The organism is Pantoea phytostimulans (assembly GCF_046118715.1).
Classification (GTDB): domain Bacteria; phylum Pseudomonadota; class Gammaproteobacteria; order Enterobacterales; family Enterobacteriaceae; genus Pantoea; species Pantoea phytostimulans.
The window spans coordinates 2,473,832-2,490,062 of the sequence record NZ_CP173698.1 but is presented as its reverse complement, the minus strand read 5'-3'; the positions used below and the strand labels follow the sequence as shown (position 1 = coordinate 2,490,062).

Genomic DNA, 16,231 nt, shown 5'->3' with positions numbered 1-16,231 from the left:
CCAAAAAATTATCGCCGATTCTAGCAGAGTGCAACTGTGTGATAAGTTGGCTGAACGTGCCTTCTACGCCTAATTTACGTAAATAATTCAGAAACAACCACTCGGATAAAGCATAAAGGTTGGCTTTTATTCGCTCCATCCCAATCTGGATAAGGAATAAGAAGATGTCGGAAGAAAAAAAATCCCCTGTGACTTTTACAAAAAACGATGTAGAAATTATTGCACGCGAAACAGTCTACGACGGTTTTTTTTCGATTGTGCGCTATCGCTTCCGGCATCGTCGTTTTAATGGCGAAATGAGTGCGGAAGTGCAGCGTGAAGTTTTTGAGCGCGGACATGCCGCCGTACTGCTACCTTATGATCCCTTACGTGATGAAGTGGTGCTGATCGAACAGATCCGCATCCCTGCTTATGATGCGGGTTCCACGCCCTGGCTGCTGGAAATGGTGGCGGGGATCATCGATCCAGGTGAAAGCGTTGAACAAGTGGTACGCCGTGAAGCGGTCGAAGAGGCGGGATTACAGGTTGGGCGAGTCAAACCGATGCTCAATTACCTCGCCAGTCCCGGTGGCACCAGCGAAAGATTGTCGATTTTGGTCGGAGAAGTGGATGCCAGCCAGGCTCAAGGATGCCATGGTCTGGAGGAAGAGAATGAGGATATTCTTGTGCATGTGGTCAGCCGCGAACAGGCTTACCGCTGGGTGGAACAGGGGATAATTGATAACGCTGCGTCTGTCATCGCACTGCAATGGCTGGCGTTGCACCATGAGAAATTAAGAGAAGAGTGGGCACAAAAATGAAACAGCGCTATACCCCTGACTTTCCGGAAATGATGCGGCTGTGCGAAACCAATTTCGCTCAGTTGCGCCGTTTGCTGCCGCGCAGTGATGAGGCGGGCGCATCGGTGGTTTATCAGGTGAGTGGCGCCCGTTATCAGCTGACAATAGAAGAGTCGACGCGCTATACCACCTTGGTTGAAATTCGCCAGGTCGCGCCATCTGTGAGTTACTGGAGTCTGCCTTCCATGTCCGTAAGGTTGTACCATGATGCGATGGTCGCTGAAGTGTGTTCCACTCAGCAGATCTATCGTTTTAAAGCACGTTATGATTATCCTAATAAAAAATTGCATCAGCGTGATGAGAAACACCAGATAAATCAGTTTCTCGCGGACTGGTTGCGCTATTGCCTGGCACATGGTGCAATGGCAGTGCCTGTTTGCTGAATGCGTATAATGCATCAAATGGCGTGGAGATGAAGGAAACGCTTTGGATAGCCTGCTAACTCTTCCTGCGGCAAAAGGGTCCGAAATCAGGATTTTACAAATCACGGATACCCATCTTTTCGCGGGAAAACATGAATCGCTGCTTGGGGTTAATACTTGGGCGAGCTTTGACGCAGTATTGGATGCGATCATTGCTCAGCAACGCGACTATGACCTTGTTATCGCGACCGGCGATCTCGCTCAGGATCACTCTGTTCAAGCTTATCAGCATTTCGCTGAGGGCATTGCTCGTTTGCCAAAGCCCTGCGTCTGGCTGCCCGGAAATCATGACTTCCAACCCGCCATGGTTGATACCCTGGCAGAGGCAAAGATCAACGCCGAGAAACATGTCTTGCTGGGCGAACATTGGCAACTTGTGTTGTTAGACAGTCAAGTCTTCGGCGTTCCACACGGCATGCTAAGTGATTACCAGCTGGAATGGCTTGAAAAAACGCTGGCGCGCCATCCAGAACGTCACACGTTGATTTTGCTGCATCATCATCCGCTGGCCTCAGGTTGTACCTGGCTTGATCAACACAGCTTACGCAATTCGCATCAGCTGGATGCGGTATTGCAAAACTATCCGCTGGCCCAAACCCTGGTCTGTGGGCACATTCATCAGGAACTGGATATGGACTGGCGCGGACGCCGCGTATTGGCTACGCCCTCTACCTGCGTTCAATTCAAACCGCATTGCACCAGTTTTACCATTGATACTGTCGCACCCGGCTGGCGCTGGTTTACGCTCCATCCACAAGGCAAAGCAGAAACCGAAGTCGAACGTTTGCAAACTGATGCGTTTTGCCCCGATCTTGATTCAGAAGGATATTAACGGATGGCTGCGCTGCTTTATCTCCATGGCTTCAACAGTTCACCGCAATCGGCGAAAGCGACCCAGTTTCAACAATGGCTTAATACACATCATCCTGAAATCGACATGATCATTCCGCAACTGCCGACATTCCCTGCTGAGGCGGCTGCCATGCTGGAAGATATCGTGTTGAGTCGTAGCGGAGAAACGCTCGGCCTGGTGGGCTCTTCATTAGGCGGTTATTACGCAACCTGGCTGTCGCAATGTTTTATGTTGCCAGCGGTAGTGGTGAACCCCGCAGTGCGTCCTTTTGAGCTGCTGGTGGATTTCCTTGGTGACAATCAGAATCCCTACACCGGCCAACAATATGTGTTAGAGTCTCGGCACATTTACGATCTGAAAGTCATGCAGATTGACCCGCTGGAAGCGCCGGATTTACTGTGGTTGCTACAACAAACCGGCGATGAAGTACTCGACTACCGTCAGGCGCTCGACTATTACAGCGCGTGCCGACATCATGTAGAAGAGGGCGGTAATCATGCTTTTATCGGATTCGAACGCCATTTCCCGCAGATTCTGGATTTTCTAGGCTTGAATCACCCTTAAGTGATGCGGAAATCGCAACTATTTCACCCTTCTAATCAGACATTTACCATGAGTCAATCAAACTATAACGCGGATGCTATTGAGGTCCTGACTGGCCTTGAGCCTGTTCGCCGTCGCCCGGGTATGTATACCGACACGACGCGACCTAACCATTTGGGTCAGGAAGTGATTGATAACAGCGTCGATGAAGCGCTGGCAGGTCACGCCAAGCGGGTTGAAGTGATTCTACACGCCGATCAATCACTGGAAGTGATTGATGACGGACGCGGTATGCCAGTGGATATCCATCCCGAAGAAGGCATTCCTGCGGTTGAGCTGATCTTTTGTCGTCTGCACGCAGGCGGCAAATTCTCCAACAAAAACTACCAATTCTCTGGCGGCTTACATGGCGTAGGGATTTCCGTGGTTAACGCCTTATCTAAACGCGTTGAAGTTACCGTTCGTCGTAATGGTGAAATCTATGACATGGCGTTTGAGAACGGCGACAAGGTGCAGGATCTCACTGTTTCTGGCACCGTTGGTAAGCGCAACACCGGCACGCGCGTGCATTTCTGGCCTGATGAAAGCTTCTTTGACAGCCCACGCTTTTCCGTTTCTCGCCTGTCGCATCTGTTGAAAGCTAAAGCGGTGTTGTGTCCCGGCGTGGAGATTGTCTTCAAAGACAAGCTGAACAATACGGAACAACGCTGGTGCTACGAAGATGGCCTGACCGATTATCTGCTTGAGGCTGTGAATGGCTTGCCAACGCTGCCAGAAAAGCCGTTTGTTGGCGCATTTGCGGGTGATGTTGAAGCGGTTGATTGGGCGCTGCTCTGGTTACCGGAAGGTGGCGAACTGCTGACTGAAAGCTATGTCAACTTAATCCCCACCATGCAAGGCGGCACGCACGTGAACGGCCTTCGCCAGGGTTTGCTGGATGCAATGCGTGAATTTTGTGAATACCGCAACATTCTGCCGCGCGGCGTGAAGCTTTCTGCGGAAGATATTTGGGATCGCTGCGCCTATGTCTTGTCGGTGAAGATGCAGGATCCGCAATTTGCTGGACAGACCAAAGAGCGCTTGTCGTCGCGTCAATGTGCCGCCTTTGTTTCAGGGGTGGTTAAAGATGCGTTCAGCCTGTGGCTCAACCAGAACGTGCAGGCAGCAGAACAGCTTGCTGAACTGGCGATTAGCAGTGCGCAACGTCGTATGCGCGCAGCAAAAAAAGTGGTGCGTAAAAAACTTACCAGCGGCCCGGCGCTGCCTGGCAAACTGGCAGATTGCTCTGCGCAGGATCTCAATAAAACCGAACTGTTTTTGGTGGAGGGGGATTCCGCAGGTGGATCGGCCAAGCAGGCACGCGATCGTGAGTATCAAGCGATCATGCCGCTTAAAGGTAAAATCCTGAATACCTGGGAAGTCTCTTCCGACGAAGTGTTGGCTTCTCAGGAAGTTCATGACATTTCAGTCGCGATTGGTATTGATCCAGATAGTGAAGATCTAAGCCAACTGCGTTACGGCAAAGTGTGTATTCTCGCCGACGCCGATTCAGATGGCTTGCACATCGCCACGCTGCTCTGTGCGCTGTTCGTTAAACACTTCCGCTCGCTGGTAAGAGGTGGCCACGTTTATGTCGCCATGCCGCCGCTTTATCGCATCGATCTTGGCAAAGAAGTTTACTACGCGCTGGATGAAGATGAAAAAGAGGGCGTATTGGAGCAGTTGAAGCGCAAAAAGGGAAAACCCAACGTTCAGCGCTTCAAAGGTTTGGGCGAGATGAATCCGCTTCAGTTGCGAGAAACCACGCTTGATCCAAACACGCGCCGTCTGGTGCAATTAACTATCGATGACGATAATGTTGAGCAGACGTTACGCGTTATGGACATGCTGCTTGCTAAAAAACGTTCCGAAGACCGGCGCAACTGGTTGCAGGAAAAAGGCGACATGGTCGACATCGAAGTGTAAAAATCGGGACGCAGCGGCGTCCCGATTTATTATTTGTTTCCGGCTACGCTAAGTTTTAGACATTATTATTGACAGGTGAAGTGAATTTTTCATTTAACAAAAATCAAAGTAACGTCTTCAGACTTGACCCTTAAAGTGTTACTCAGTTCCTATTTCGGCTTCCCTGTCAGTTATTTTAAACTTTATTAAATCGTGTCAGAAATCAAACCTAAACGATGATGATGAGCGCTGTTCCCTGGCATAATAAAACGTTCAGCCTGTTTTTCCGTTTACGATATTATTGTTTGATATTCATTAACGATTCGGATCCACCGTTGCTACAGTGAATTGTTCGATATAACGAGGTATCGATTAATCCTGGCCTGATTTATTGGGATAAATATCAAGATAAACCCTATGTGGTTCACGAAAGACAGGAAGAGAGAGTGAAAATCACGCTGGAAGAATTGCGCGCTTGGGTTTCAGTGGTCGATACCGGTTCAATAACGGCTGCGGCTGAACAATTGGGGCAAACCAGCTCCGGGATTAGTCGTGCTCTGAGCCGTCTTGAGAGTAAGTTGCGAACAACGCTGTTAAATCGTACAACACGCCGGCTGGCGCTGACAGAAGAGGGACAGATCTTTCTTGAGCATGCCCGACAAATACTGACATCTGTGGAGCAGGCGGAAGAACAGATCGCACATCGCAGTGGGATGCCTTCCGGTCGTCTTCGAATAAATGCTGCCGCGCCATTTATGTTGCACCTGATTGTGCCGTTAGTGGAAGCGTTCAGTAAACGTTATCCCTTAATTAATCTGGAACTCAATACCAACGATATTGTGATTGATCTGCTTGAACAGCAAACCGATATTGCCATTCGCATTGGAGAGCTGCGCGACTCGACCATGCATGCTCGCAAATTGGGTAGCAGCGCAATTCTGCTGGTTGCTAGCCCAGCTTACCTTCAGAAATACGGTACGCCAGCCAACGTAACAGATCTGGAGTCGCATCAGCTAATTGGATTTAGCCAGGTAGAGACACATAACGTCTGGCCAGTATTGCAGCGTGACGGCGAATACCTTCGCATTAAACCCAATATCACTGCCTCAAGCGGCGAAACCATTCGTCATTTGGCATTAGCAGGCCAAGGCATCGCGCGATTATCTGACTTTGTGAGTCGGGAAGACCGCGCGGCGGGTCGGCTAGTGCAAGTTCTGCAAGACGAAACGCATGAATTACGTCTCCCCATTCACGCCGTTTATTACCGTAATAATATGCTTTTCTCGCGTATTACCTGCTTTTTAGACTTTCTGCGTGAGCAGATTGAAACAAAAAAACTGCTTTAAGCGTGTCATAAAATAACCCTCTCCATTCAATAAGATTTATTGAGCTCCTCTTTTCGGTCGCTAACTTCATGGCGTGCGTTCAGTACGTAACATCACTAACCCCGATAAGGGGGAGCGTAGAAAAGGATAAAGCGCTGACGCTGGATGCCGGAAGGAAAGGACTGGTAGCAAGCGGAAGGCAGCGTTACCGTGGCGGGCGTTGAAGAGGATGTATTCGAAAACGGGATCGGCGATGCACAACGGCTGATTCAGCAGGAAGTCACTAATCAGCAATAAATGTATAACGGTTGAGTTTCAACGTTAAAAAAGCCCTTGTCATATGACAAGGGCTTTTTTGTTTGCAGCGAAAGCCAATAAATCAGGCCGTCGGCTCCAGCACTAAAATCTTCACATCAATGACATCATCTTTGATCTGCTCACGATGTGTTTCCATATGTGGCATTTGCTGATGCTGCTCCAGATGGCGTAACGATTCCCACTGCTCCAGCATAAAAATGGAGTCCGGGGAATTTTGTTTCCACGGCACCTGCGCCTGATGATCCACTAAGGCATCGTATTGATGACAACCTTCTTCATCTAACACTGTGGGAATCAGTTTGTTGATGATATCCAGCACCCTCTGTCGACGACCGGGCTTAATACAAATTTCAGCAACCACAGTTAACATGCGCGCTTCCTCTTTTGCAGTGAATTTCACCTCACGCTATCTTACGCAAAAACGTGACTGAGATGAGTCCGATAACGTTCAATATCACGCGGAACATCCGGTTGTTTGATCACGTCGTTACAAATAAAGGTTGGCAATGCTTCCATTCCCAGGAACTGGTTGGCTTTATGGAAGTGTAAATAAAGGCCATCAACACCCACGCCTTCAAAGAACTGATCTGGATCGGTGAAGGCATCCAGCGGGGCATTCCACGTCAGAGAAAGCATATATTTTTTGCCCTGAAGCAGACCGCCAGAACCGTATTTCTTTTCAGCATCTGAACGAGAACGACCATCACTGGCATACAGTGAACCGTGACCTTCAGTAAAGATTTCATCAATGTAGCGTTTTACCGTCCACGGCTCGCCCATCCACCAGCCTGGCATTTGATAAATCACCACGTCGCTCTCTACATATTTTTGCACTTCGTCGGCAACCACATAATCGCTGTCCGCAACGGTGACCGAAACTTCATGTCCTAAGTCGCGCAGCTGGCTGGCAGCCACGTCGGTCAGGGTGTGATTCAGTTCGCCTTTGGAATGGGCAAACGTTTTGCCACCATCAATAATTAAAATCTTGCTCATTAACTGTGTGCTCCGTTATTTGACTATGGGCCACAGCTTACGCGCGAAGCGGCACGGGAAAAATGGGATTTGGATCACAACACTTTTGCCTGTACAGCAATAATCCCTGCATTTATGTCACCATCAGCGCGCGAATCAACATCAAATAAGACGCATAACCCATGAAAAAAAGCTTTCTATTTGTACTGCTGCTGGCCTCTGGTGCCGCGCAGGCACAATCCCATCTCGATAACATTCTCAGCAGTAAAACGTTGAAAGTCTGCACCACTGGCGATTACAAGCCTTACAGCTATCTGCGTTCAGATGGCAATTATGAAGGGCTGGACATCAGCATGGCGCAGTCGCTGGCGGCTTCACTTGGCGCAAAAGTCGAATGGGTGCCCACCACATGGAAAACCCTGATGCAGGATTTCCTCGCGAAGCACTGCGACATCGCGCTCGGTGGCGTGTCGGTGACATTAAAACGTCAGCAAACGGCGTGGTTCGCTCAGCCGCTGGGAGTAGACGGAAAAATTCCGCTGGTGCGCTGTACGGATAAAGAAAAATATCAAACCGTTGAGCAGCTAAATAAGCCCAGCGTCCGTTTGATTGAACCGGCGGGCGGCACCAACGAAGCCTTTGTCCATAGTCATTTACCACAGGCTTCGCTGACGTTGTTCCACGATAACGTCACCATTTTCCAGCAGTTGGTGGATAACAAAGCGGATGTGATGATCACCGATGCCTCAGAAGCGCTTTATCAACAGAAGCGCTTTCCGCAACTTTGTGCGTTGAATGCGGATAAACCGCTGCAATATGGCGAGAAGGCTTACATGATTCCGCGTGATGACATCAGCTGGAAACAGTATGTCGATCAATGGCTGCATCTGAGTACGGCAACCGGTGAATACGCGCGCGTTGCAGAACAATGGATGGGCGTTAGTCAGTAAAAACGTGTTAACGGAACAGGCCGGGATCGTCCCGGCCTTTTATTGCCTTTAATAAAGGTTGGCTTTACCCAAACCACCAAACAGGTTCATCTTGTAGCGAATGACCGCTTTGGCTGCATCAATCGCTTCTGGATAGATAACATTCGGGTCCCACCAGGTTTCACGCGTTAACACTTCACGGACTTTCTGGAAGTAAGCGAACTTCATATCGCTGGAAATATTTATTTTTCCGACACCTAACGTCACAGCCTCCGCTACTTCGGCATCGGGATTAGCTGATCCGCCATGCAGCACCAGCGGAATATCGACGCGCTGCGAGATTTCTCGCAAAATATGCATCTGCAATTCTGGCTTCATATCTTTTGGATAGATGCCGTGTGCGGTGCCAATCGCCACCGCTAAAGTATCAACGCCGGTACGCTGAACATAATCTTCGGCCTGAGCCGGATCGGTGTAGATGACTTTACTGACGCCGCCTTCAACCGAGGTTCCCGTATCGCCGATGGTGCCCAACTCACCCTCTACCGAAACGCCTACTGCATGCGCCAGTTTCACGACTTCTTTGGTCAATGCCACGTTCTCTTCATAAGGCAGCAGCGAACCATCGATCATTACCGAGGTGAACCCGCACTGAATTGCACGCAACACCTGCGCTACCGAAGCGCCATGATCAAGGTGCAGAGTAAATGGCACTTTGCTTTTCAGCGTACGCTCGCGGACGTAGCCAAAGAACGCATCGGTGACAAATTCCAGTTCGCTGGGATGGATCGAAATAATGGCCGGGGTTTGCGTTGCTTCTGCTTCTTCTACCACTGCACGAATAAAGCAGCTATCCGCCACGTTAAACGCGCCAATGGCGAAACGGTGTTGGCGAGTAGGGCTTAACATCTCTTTCATTGAAATCAACATGTTAACTATTCCTCAGCTTGTTTTACGACAAAGGATTCCCGCGCCTGTGTGGTCACAGACTTTTTTGCGGTGATCTAAAAAGGATTATCAGGCTTGGTTAGCAGCGCCTGACCAGCTCAAATATTCAATAACCACTTCACGGCAGGCGGATTCCATTAATCCTTGTAAATCCGCCAGTTCAGCATCGGGATGTTGTTTCAGCGCTTGCTGCAATGCCTGTTTTCCGGCATCAAACACCGCAGCACCGACATTGATTTTGACCACGCCATGCTGACTGACGCGGCGAATATCATCGGCGGGCGTACCGCTGCCGCCATGTAGCGCGAGTGGAACGGATGAAGCCGCGTGTATCTCGCTCAAGCGCTGAAAGTCGATTTGCGGTTTAACGCCAGCCGGATAAAGGCCGTGCGCTGTGCCCACCGAAACCGCCAGCAGATCGATTTGAGTCTGTTCAATAAAGGGCAGCACATCTTTCACCTGCGTCATTTTCACCGCCGCATCCGCCCGTTCATAGGTAGGCGCATCGGCGATATGCCCCAGTTCGCCTTCAACGCATACGCCTGTGGTATGCGCCATGTTCACTACTTGCACGGTCTGCCGAATATTCTCCGTTAGCGGCTCTGATGAAGCATCAATCATCAGGCCGGTAAAACCTGCGCGAAAGGCTTGCCCAATCAACGCAAAAGCTTTGCCATGATCGAGTGCCAGCGCAATCGGGACGTTGGCCGCTTCAGCCAGCGCTCGCACCAGCGGCACGGCAATGGCGGGCGGGAAGTGTGCGCTGTGCCCCTGATAAACGTTGAGGATCAGCGGCGCACGCTGCTGCTCGGCTGCCTGAATAGCTGCGCGGGCAGTTTCCAGATTGAAGCAGTTGATAGCCAGCACCGCATACTTGCCGCGTGCTGCCTGAGTAATCAGGTCGTTCATTGCTGCATACATACATGGCTCCTTATTCCAGCGTGAATTTGATGTCATCGTCGCGAACACTGTGGTCTTCCACGTCGTCAAACTCTTCATCCGCTTGGGTAACCGTTTTTTTCAGCAGAGAAAGCATCACGCCGCATATTGCCGTGCCGATACCAAGCGCCAGACAAAACAGCCAAGGTTTGGTAAACAGCGGCACCACGAACATGCCACCGTGCGGCACTGGCGCTTCCACGCCCCAGACCATGATCAATCCGCCAGCAATGGAAGAGGCCACCACGCAACTACCAACCACACGGAACAAGTCACGGGCAGCAATCGGAATCACACCTTCGGTGATCATGCAGATACCCATCGGAAAGGCTGCTTTTAGCGCCTCTTTTTCTGCCTGTGTATATTTGTGACGCGTTAGCAAGTAAGAGAGGGTGATGCCAAACGGGGGAATAATCGAACCGACAAATTTCACCGCTTCAGGGCCATAAATACCGTCAACTAACATGCCATCGGCGAACAATGACATGGTTTTGTTGATTGGCCCGCCGAAGTCAAAGGTCGCCATTGCGCCCAGAATGGCCCCCATCACAAACTTCGAGCCGCCCTGCATCGACTCCAGCAGCGCAATCAAGGTCTTTTGTAGCCAGACAATGGGCTGGCCCACAAACGTCATCATCAGCAGTCCAGCGATAACCGTGCTGAGCACCGGCAATATCATGACGGGCATCAATCCCTGCATCGACTGCGGCAGTTTGATGCTGCGGCGCAGTAGCAGCACGGTGTAGCCCACCAGAAAACCGCCGAGAATGCCGCCGATAAAACCGGTGCCGATCTGCCCGCAGATGAAACCGACGATCAGGCCGGGTGCAAAACCGGGTCGATCAGCAATCGAATATGCGATCGCCGCGCTGATCAACGGCACGATCAATCCCATTCCCCATCCGCCGATCTGGTTAAGCATCCAGGCGATACTGCCGGTCTGTTTACCGACGTCGGGCCCCCCGATCACCTGACCTAGCGCGATACAGATCCCGGCAGCGACGATCAGCGGGATCATCCATGAAATCCCAGTGAGAAGATGCCCTTTGATCTCTTGACCATATTGCCGTTTGATAGTGTTCATGCTGGATCTCCTCACGCACGCGCCAGTGAATCCGCCACTTTCTCGAGGAATTTAACCGGCGACTTGATCACCACTTCGGTTTTCACTCTCACGATCGGTTTGCCGCGAAAGCGATCTTCACCGCTGATTTTCACATCAACCGCCAGAATCACTACATCCGCCGCCGCAATAGCTTCATGGCTCAAGGCATTTTCAGTACCGATGGTGCCTTGCGTTTCTACCTGGATGGTATGACCCAGCGCGTGTGCGCCTTTAATCAGTTTTTCACGCGCAATATAGGTATGCGCGATGCCCGCCGTGCAGGCGGCAACACAGACGATATTCATGTTTTACCTCGGGATTGTAGGATTAACAGAGATCGGTTTCGGCGTACTGACTAAACAGCCGGATGATTTTGCTGGGATCGTTTTCTGCCAGCAGTTGGGCAATCACCTCATCATCGGCCAGCGCGCTGGCCACTTGTGACAACAGGCGAATATGGGTGGTGTTCTGATCTTCGAGCCGTACCGCAAACAGAATGATGCAGCGCACCGCACTGTCATCCAGCGTTTCCCACGGAATGTCATGTTGCGTACGGCCAATCGCCAGCGTGGTTTGCAGCACCGCAGAGGATTTCCCGTGCGGAATAGCAACATGATTTTCAAAGCCGGTAGAGCCTTCCGCCTCGCGTAGCCAGACATCCTCTATAAATGCCTGCTTGTCGCTGATGGCGCCGTCCTGATAAAGCAGTTCGGTTAATTCATTTATTACCTCTTCCTTGCTGGTAGCGTGCAGTGCCAGGTTTACGCGGCGCGGGTTAAGAATGCGGGAAATATCCATCAGTCAAACCTCATTCAATTAATTGCCATAGCGCAATGCGCCGTGTGCGGCAGCTGGCTGCCAATCATCGCTTCCGTCACGCGCCGAATGTCGTCGTCATTAAAAAAGGCGGTAACGTAAACCATCGGTAAATCAGTGCTATCGAGATGAATCGTGGTGATCACTAAATCCACCGTTTCCTGCTGGCAAAAGCGGCTCAGATTGTTGGCAGAGACCACGCCGACGATGATCCAATCCGGGAAAGCGCGCAGAATGCGGCTTTTCAACAGATGCGAAGTGCCTACGCCGCTGGAGCAGACCACCAAAATGCGTTTATGGGCAATCTGCCGCTCCAGTGCGGCCTGGAAATGTACGCAGAGATAACCCACTTCATCATCCGCCACGGTTGAGAGCTGGAAGTGCTTTGCCGTCAGACGCATGGCGAGTTGCGTCAACGAAAATATCTCGCTTAACTCATTTTTAATATCATCGAGTAAAGGGTTACGGATATTAATGTGATATTTAAGTCGATTGATGAGTGGCTTAATATGAATAAGTAACCCTTCAAATAATAAGCGGTCCTGGGACACGTCACGTTGAATTAATTCTGAGAAGCAGCGGATTAATTCATGGGTTATTTTTAACGACTCTTCACTGGCGAATTGATATTGCGCAGCCATTTCATTGCCACGCTCTTCCATGACAATGCCAGACGAAACGATATACTGATAAATAAAACCGACTTCATCGACGGGCAAGGGTGCTTGAATACGTTGCTCAATGCGCGTCACCATCTGGCGAGCAATAAGTAAAATGCGACTATCCAGTTCCGGTGAACTCAGTGCCGACGGCAGCGACAACGCGTTTCCCTGCGCCATACGATGCATCATGATCAAAATATGGGTGCAGAGATTAATGTAGTAGGCATCGCTGAGCGGATAACTCAACTGCTGCTCCATCTGCTGCAGCAAAGCCTGCACGAAGGCGACATCCTGTTCACCGAAATAGTGAATCAGCGCCTGATAGCTGCCCGGATCGAGGCGTGGTTCCAGTGAGTTGCTGGCCGTATGATGCTGCATAACGTCATTGATCAGCGAAACGATCGCCTGACGCAGCGCCTGCTCGCTGCCCTCAACGTGTGTGCCGCTCTGGCTGCGCACCAGCAGCAATCCCAGCGGTTGCAGCCACTCTTCAATCACTCTTAAATCATTCACTATTGACGCATGGCTAATGAAGTAGCGCTCTGAAAGCTTGCTGATTGAGGTTTCTCGCGGTGATTCACTCAGCAGTTGCGAAGCAATCTTCACGCGACGTGCATTATGACTAAACCCTTCTGACCAATGTTCTTCGCTGGTCAAATGCTGTTCCAGCTGTGCTCTTTGCTGCATGTCACCAATCTGTAAACGCAATCCACGGCCCGGCAATTTTTCTATTGCGATGTGCCAGTCGACCAGCCATAGCTCAATACTTTGTAAGTCACGGTAGATACTTTTCTCTGAGACTTCTAACTGTTGCGCCAGCAGCGGCAAAGTAAGCGGGGCGCTGTTTTGCAGCAGTAATTTCAGCAGGCGATGTTGTCTTGACGTCAAATTTTGCATGAGTCACCTTATCTTTAAAGCTGCGTATATTTCATTTCGCTGCTTTAGCGGAGTTAATTAAATCAAGAGACAAGCGTGCAATAAAAATCAGGTCGTAAGGCATGGAGATAAATTTAGGTGGGGTCGGAAATAACGACAATACTAAATCTTGTCCAGTTACGGGACAGCGTTAATACGATAAGGCTTGGTGAGTTTTTAATTGCGAACGCGATCACAATTAATTATCACTATTATTTTGTGAGCGTTATCTCATTCTGTTTTTTATTTACGCGCTGGGTCACATAAAAAAAAGGATTAATTCTCAGCCTGCCGTGCCACGCTTCCCCTGTGACTAAATCAGGCGAATAAGGTACTATCCTCGCCAAACAACCGTCGGGTGTCCCGCTGTTGTGGGCCACGATGTGAGGATGAAAGCATAATGAGTGAATTGACGCAGGATGGTGCAGAGCGTCTTGCCTTGCACACATTTACTGAGAATGCGTACTTAAACTATTCCATGTACGTGATCATGGACCGCGCCTTGCCTTATATTGGCGACGGTTTGAAGCCGGTTCAGCGCCGCATTGTTTACGCCATGTCGGAACTGGGGCTAAACAACAGCGCAAAATTTAAAAAATCTGCCCGTACCGTGGGTGATGTATTGGGTAAATACCATCCGCACGGCGACAGCGCCTGTTATGAAGCGATGGTGTTAATGGCGCAGCCGTTTTCCTACCGCTATCCGCTGGTTGATGGTCAGGGAAACTGGGGCGCACCGGACGATCCGAAATCGTTCGCAGCAATGCGTTACACCGAATCTCGCCTGTCAAAATATGCCGAAGTGCTGTTGGGCGAATTAGGCCAGGGCACGGTTGATTACATCCCCAACTTTGACGGCACGATGCAAGAGCCGAAAATGTTGCCGGCGCGTCTGCCCAATATCCTGCTAAACGGCACCACCGGTATTGCCGTGGGGATGGCGACCGACATTCCACCGCACAACTTGCGTGAAGTGGCACAGGCGGTGATCGCGCTGATCGATAATCCTAAAACCACGCTGGATGATCTGCTGGATATCGTTCAGGGACCTGATTTCCCGAATGAAGCGGAAATCATTACGCCGCGCGACGAGATCCGTAAAATCTACCAGAATGGTCGTGGCTCTATTCGTCAGCGCGCTGTCTATAAGAAAGAAGATGGCGAAGTGGTGATCAGCGCTTTACCGCATCAGGTTTCGGGTGCGCGCGTGCTGGAGCAGATTGCTAACCAGATGCGCAATAAAAAGCTGCCGATGGTGGAGGATTTACGTGATGAATCCAACCATGAGAACCCAACGCGCTTAGTGATCGTGCCGCGATCCAATCGCGTCGATCTCGATCAGGTGATGAACCATCTGTTCGCCACCACCGATCTGGAAAAAAGCTATCGCGTAAACCTGAATATGATCGGCCTGGATAACCGTCCAGCGGTGAAAAACCTGCTGGAGATCCTGTCCGAATGGCTGGTGTACCGTCGCGATACCGTGCGTCGTCGCCTGAATTACCGGTTAGAGCGCGTGCTGCGTCGTTTGCATATCCTTGATGGTTTGCTGGTGGCGTTTCTCAATATTGATGAAGTGATTCATATCATCCGTACCGAGGACGAACCAAAACAGATATTGATGTCGCGCTTTGATATCAGCGAAACCCAGTCTGAAGCGATCCTCGAACTGAAACTGCGCCATTTGGCGAAGTTGGAAGAGATGAAGATTCGTGGCGAGCAGAGCGAACTGGAAAAAGAGCGTGATCAGCTGCAGGCGATTTTGGCTTCCGAACGCAAAATGAACACGCTGCTGAAGAAAGAATTGCAAGCCGACAGCGCCAGCTACGGCGATGATCGCCGTTCTCCGCTGCGTGAACGTGAAGAAGCGAAAGCCCTGAGTGAAACGGAACTGGTTCCGTCAGAACCGGTCACTATTGTGTTGTCGCAAATGGGCTGGGTGCGCAGCGCCAAAGGTCATGATATTGATCCCAGCGGTTTGAGCTACAAAGCTGGCGACAGTTATCTGGCTGCGGCACGCGGCAAGAGTAATCAGCCGGTGGCATTCATCGATTCCACGGGGCGCAGCTATACGCTGGATCCCACTTCATTGCCTTCCGCACGCGGGCAGGGCGAGCCGTTAACGGGCAAGCTGACGCCGCCGCCGGGCGCGGTAGTTGAACAAGTGTTGATGGAGCCTGACGACCAACGGCTGTTGATGGCGTCAGATGCGGGCTACGGTTTCATTTGTACGTTTAACGATCTGGTGTCGCGTAACCGCGCCGGTAAAGCGTTGCTGACGCTGCCGGACAATGCGCGCGTCATGACACCCATGGCGGTTCATCATGAAGATGACATGCTGCTGGCGATCACCCAAGCTGGACGGATGCTGATGTTCCCGGTCGGTGAGCTGCCGCAAATGTCGAAAGGCAAGGGCAACAAGATTATCTCTATTCCGTCTGCAGAAGCGGCAGCGGGTACAGACAAGCTGGCGTGGCTGATGATTCTGCCGCCAGGTAGCAATATCACGCTGCACGTAGGTAAACGTAAGTTATTGCTGCGCAGTGAAGAGTTACAAAAATTCCGCGCCGATCGCGGTCGTCGCGGCACCTTACTGCCACGCGGCCTGCAAAAAATTGATCGTGTGGAGCTGGATGCCCCAGCGCGTCCAGGAAATACGGATAGCGAAGAGTAAGCAACCGGGCTGACATTCGCGTCAGCC

At 50.8% G+C, this 16,231-nt stretch carries 16 protein-coding genes; 8 read left to right on the top strand and 8 right to left on the bottom strand.

The genetic code is table 11. From position 1 onward, the window contains the following. The first annotated feature begins 164 nt into the window (after window positions 1–164). The 6 genes from nudF (at window position 165) to ACF2G4_RS11530 (ending at window position 5,947) form a co-directional block, all read left to right on the top strand. Complete coding sequence (gene nudF / locus ACF2G4_RS11555) at window positions 165–800, top strand: ADP-ribose diphosphatase (RefSeq protein ID WP_243078938.1); 636 nt, start codon at window positions 165–167, stop codon at window positions 798–800. After that, the gene (locus ACF2G4_RS11550) at window positions 797–1,222 is read left to right on the top strand and encodes a DUF1249 family protein (RefSeq protein ID WP_215845565.1); all 426 of its coding nucleotides are present in this window, start codon (window positions 797–799) and stop codon (window positions 1,220–1,222) included. The genes nudF and ACF2G4_RS11550 overlap by 4 nt, the downstream gene beginning before the upstream one ends. 43 nt (window positions 1,223–1,265) lie before the next feature. Beyond that, the gene (cpdA, locus tag ACF2G4_RS11545; protein ID WP_215845566.1) at window positions 1,266–2,093 is read left to right on the top strand and encodes a 3',5'-cyclic-AMP phosphodiesterase; all 828 of its coding nucleotides are present in this window, start codon (window positions 1,266–1,268) and stop codon (window positions 2,091–2,093) included. A 3-nt stretch (window positions 2,094–2,096) separates the two neighbouring features. Continuing rightward, window positions 2,097–2,678, top strand: a complete 582-nt coding sequence (yqiA, locus tag ACF2G4_RS11540; protein ID WP_409074856.1) for an esterase YqiA — start codon at window positions 2,097–2,099, stop codon at window positions 2,676–2,678. A gap of 48 nt (window positions 2,679–2,726) precedes the next feature. Further along, window positions 2,727–4,622 (top strand): DNA topoisomerase IV subunit B, encoded by a 1,896-nt coding sequence (gene parE, locus ACF2G4_RS11535; RefSeq protein ID WP_243078939.1) that lies wholly within the window; start codon window positions 2,727–2,729, stop codon window positions 4,620–4,622. Between the two features lie 425 nt (window positions 4,623–5,047). Continuing rightward, window positions 5,048–5,947 (top strand): LysR substrate-binding domain-containing protein, encoded by a 900-nt coding sequence (locus ACF2G4_RS11530; RefSeq protein ID WP_409074855.1) that lies wholly within the window; start codon window positions 5,048–5,050, stop codon window positions 5,945–5,947. A gap of 358 nt (window positions 5,948–6,305) precedes the next feature. Here ACF2G4_RS11530 and ACF2G4_RS11525 read toward each other — a convergent pair whose 3' ends face one another. Next, entirely contained in the window at window positions 6,306–6,614 is a 309-nt protein-coding gene (locus ACF2G4_RS11525) for a putative quinol monooxygenase (RefSeq protein WP_215845569.1), read from the bottom strand. 41 nt (window positions 6,615–6,655) lie between these two features. Then, window positions 6,656–7,237: an NAD(P)H-dependent oxidoreductase gene (locus tag ACF2G4_RS11520; protein WP_215845570.1), complete on the bottom strand. Its 582-nt coding sequence runs from the start codon at window positions 7,235–7,237 to the stop codon at window positions 6,656–6,658. Between the two features lie 161 nt (window positions 7,238–7,398). On the opposite strand from ACF2G4_RS11520, the gene ACF2G4_RS11515 reads away from it, so the two are divergent. Beyond that, complete coding sequence (locus ACF2G4_RS11515) at window positions 7,399–8,166, top strand: transporter substrate-binding domain-containing protein (RefSeq protein ID WP_215845571.1); 768 nt, start codon at window positions 7,399–7,401, stop codon at window positions 8,164–8,166. A gap of 48 nt (window positions 8,167–8,214) precedes the next feature. Here ACF2G4_RS11515 and ACF2G4_RS11510 read toward each other — a convergent pair whose 3' ends face one another. The 6 genes from ACF2G4_RS11510 to ACF2G4_RS11485 all read right to left on the bottom strand — a co-directional run bounded on the left by ACF2G4_RS11510 (window position 8,215) and on the right by ACF2G4_RS11485 (window position 13,512). Then, a complete protein-coding gene (locus tag ACF2G4_RS11510; protein ID WP_215845572.1) occupies window positions 8,215–9,075 on the bottom strand; it encodes a ketose-bisphosphate aldolase in 861 nt (286 codons plus the stop codon). Between the two features lie 87 nt (window positions 9,076–9,162). Beyond that, window positions 9,163–10,014 (bottom strand): class II fructose-bisphosphate aldolase, encoded by an 852-nt coding sequence (locus ACF2G4_RS11505; protein WP_409074854.1) that lies wholly within the window; start codon window positions 10,012–10,014, stop codon window positions 9,163–9,165. Between the two features lie 10 nt (window positions 10,015–10,024). After that, entirely contained in the window at window positions 10,025–11,116 is a 1,092-nt protein-coding gene (locus tag ACF2G4_RS11500; RefSeq protein ID WP_243078942.1) for a PTS fructose transporter subunit IIC, read from the bottom strand. An 11-nt stretch (window positions 11,117–11,127) separates the two neighbouring features. Continuing rightward, window positions 11,128–11,442, bottom strand: coding sequence for a PTS fructose transporter subunit IIB (locus tag ACF2G4_RS11495; protein WP_215845574.1), 315 nt, complete (start codon window positions 11,440–11,442; stop codon window positions 11,128–11,130). 22 nt (window positions 11,443–11,464) lie between these two features. Continuing rightward, window positions 11,465–11,935, bottom strand: a complete 471-nt coding sequence (locus ACF2G4_RS11490; RefSeq protein ID WP_215845575.1) for a PTS sugar transporter subunit IIA — start codon at window positions 11,933–11,935, stop codon at window positions 11,465–11,467. Window positions 11,936–11,949: 14 nt separating this feature from the next. Continuing rightward, window positions 11,950–13,512, bottom strand: coding sequence for a BglG family transcription antiterminator (locus ACF2G4_RS11485; protein WP_409074853.1), 1,563 nt, complete (start codon window positions 13,510–13,512; stop codon window positions 11,950–11,952). Between the two features lie 418 nt (window positions 13,513–13,930). Between ACF2G4_RS11485 and parC the strand changes: the two genes are divergently transcribed. After that, window positions 13,931–16,204 (top strand): DNA topoisomerase IV subunit A, encoded by a 2,274-nt coding sequence (gene parC, locus ACF2G4_RS11480; RefSeq protein ID WP_243078944.1) that lies wholly within the window; start codon window positions 13,931–13,933, stop codon window positions 16,202–16,204. The last annotated feature ends 27 nt before the right edge of the window (window positions 16,205–16,231 follow it).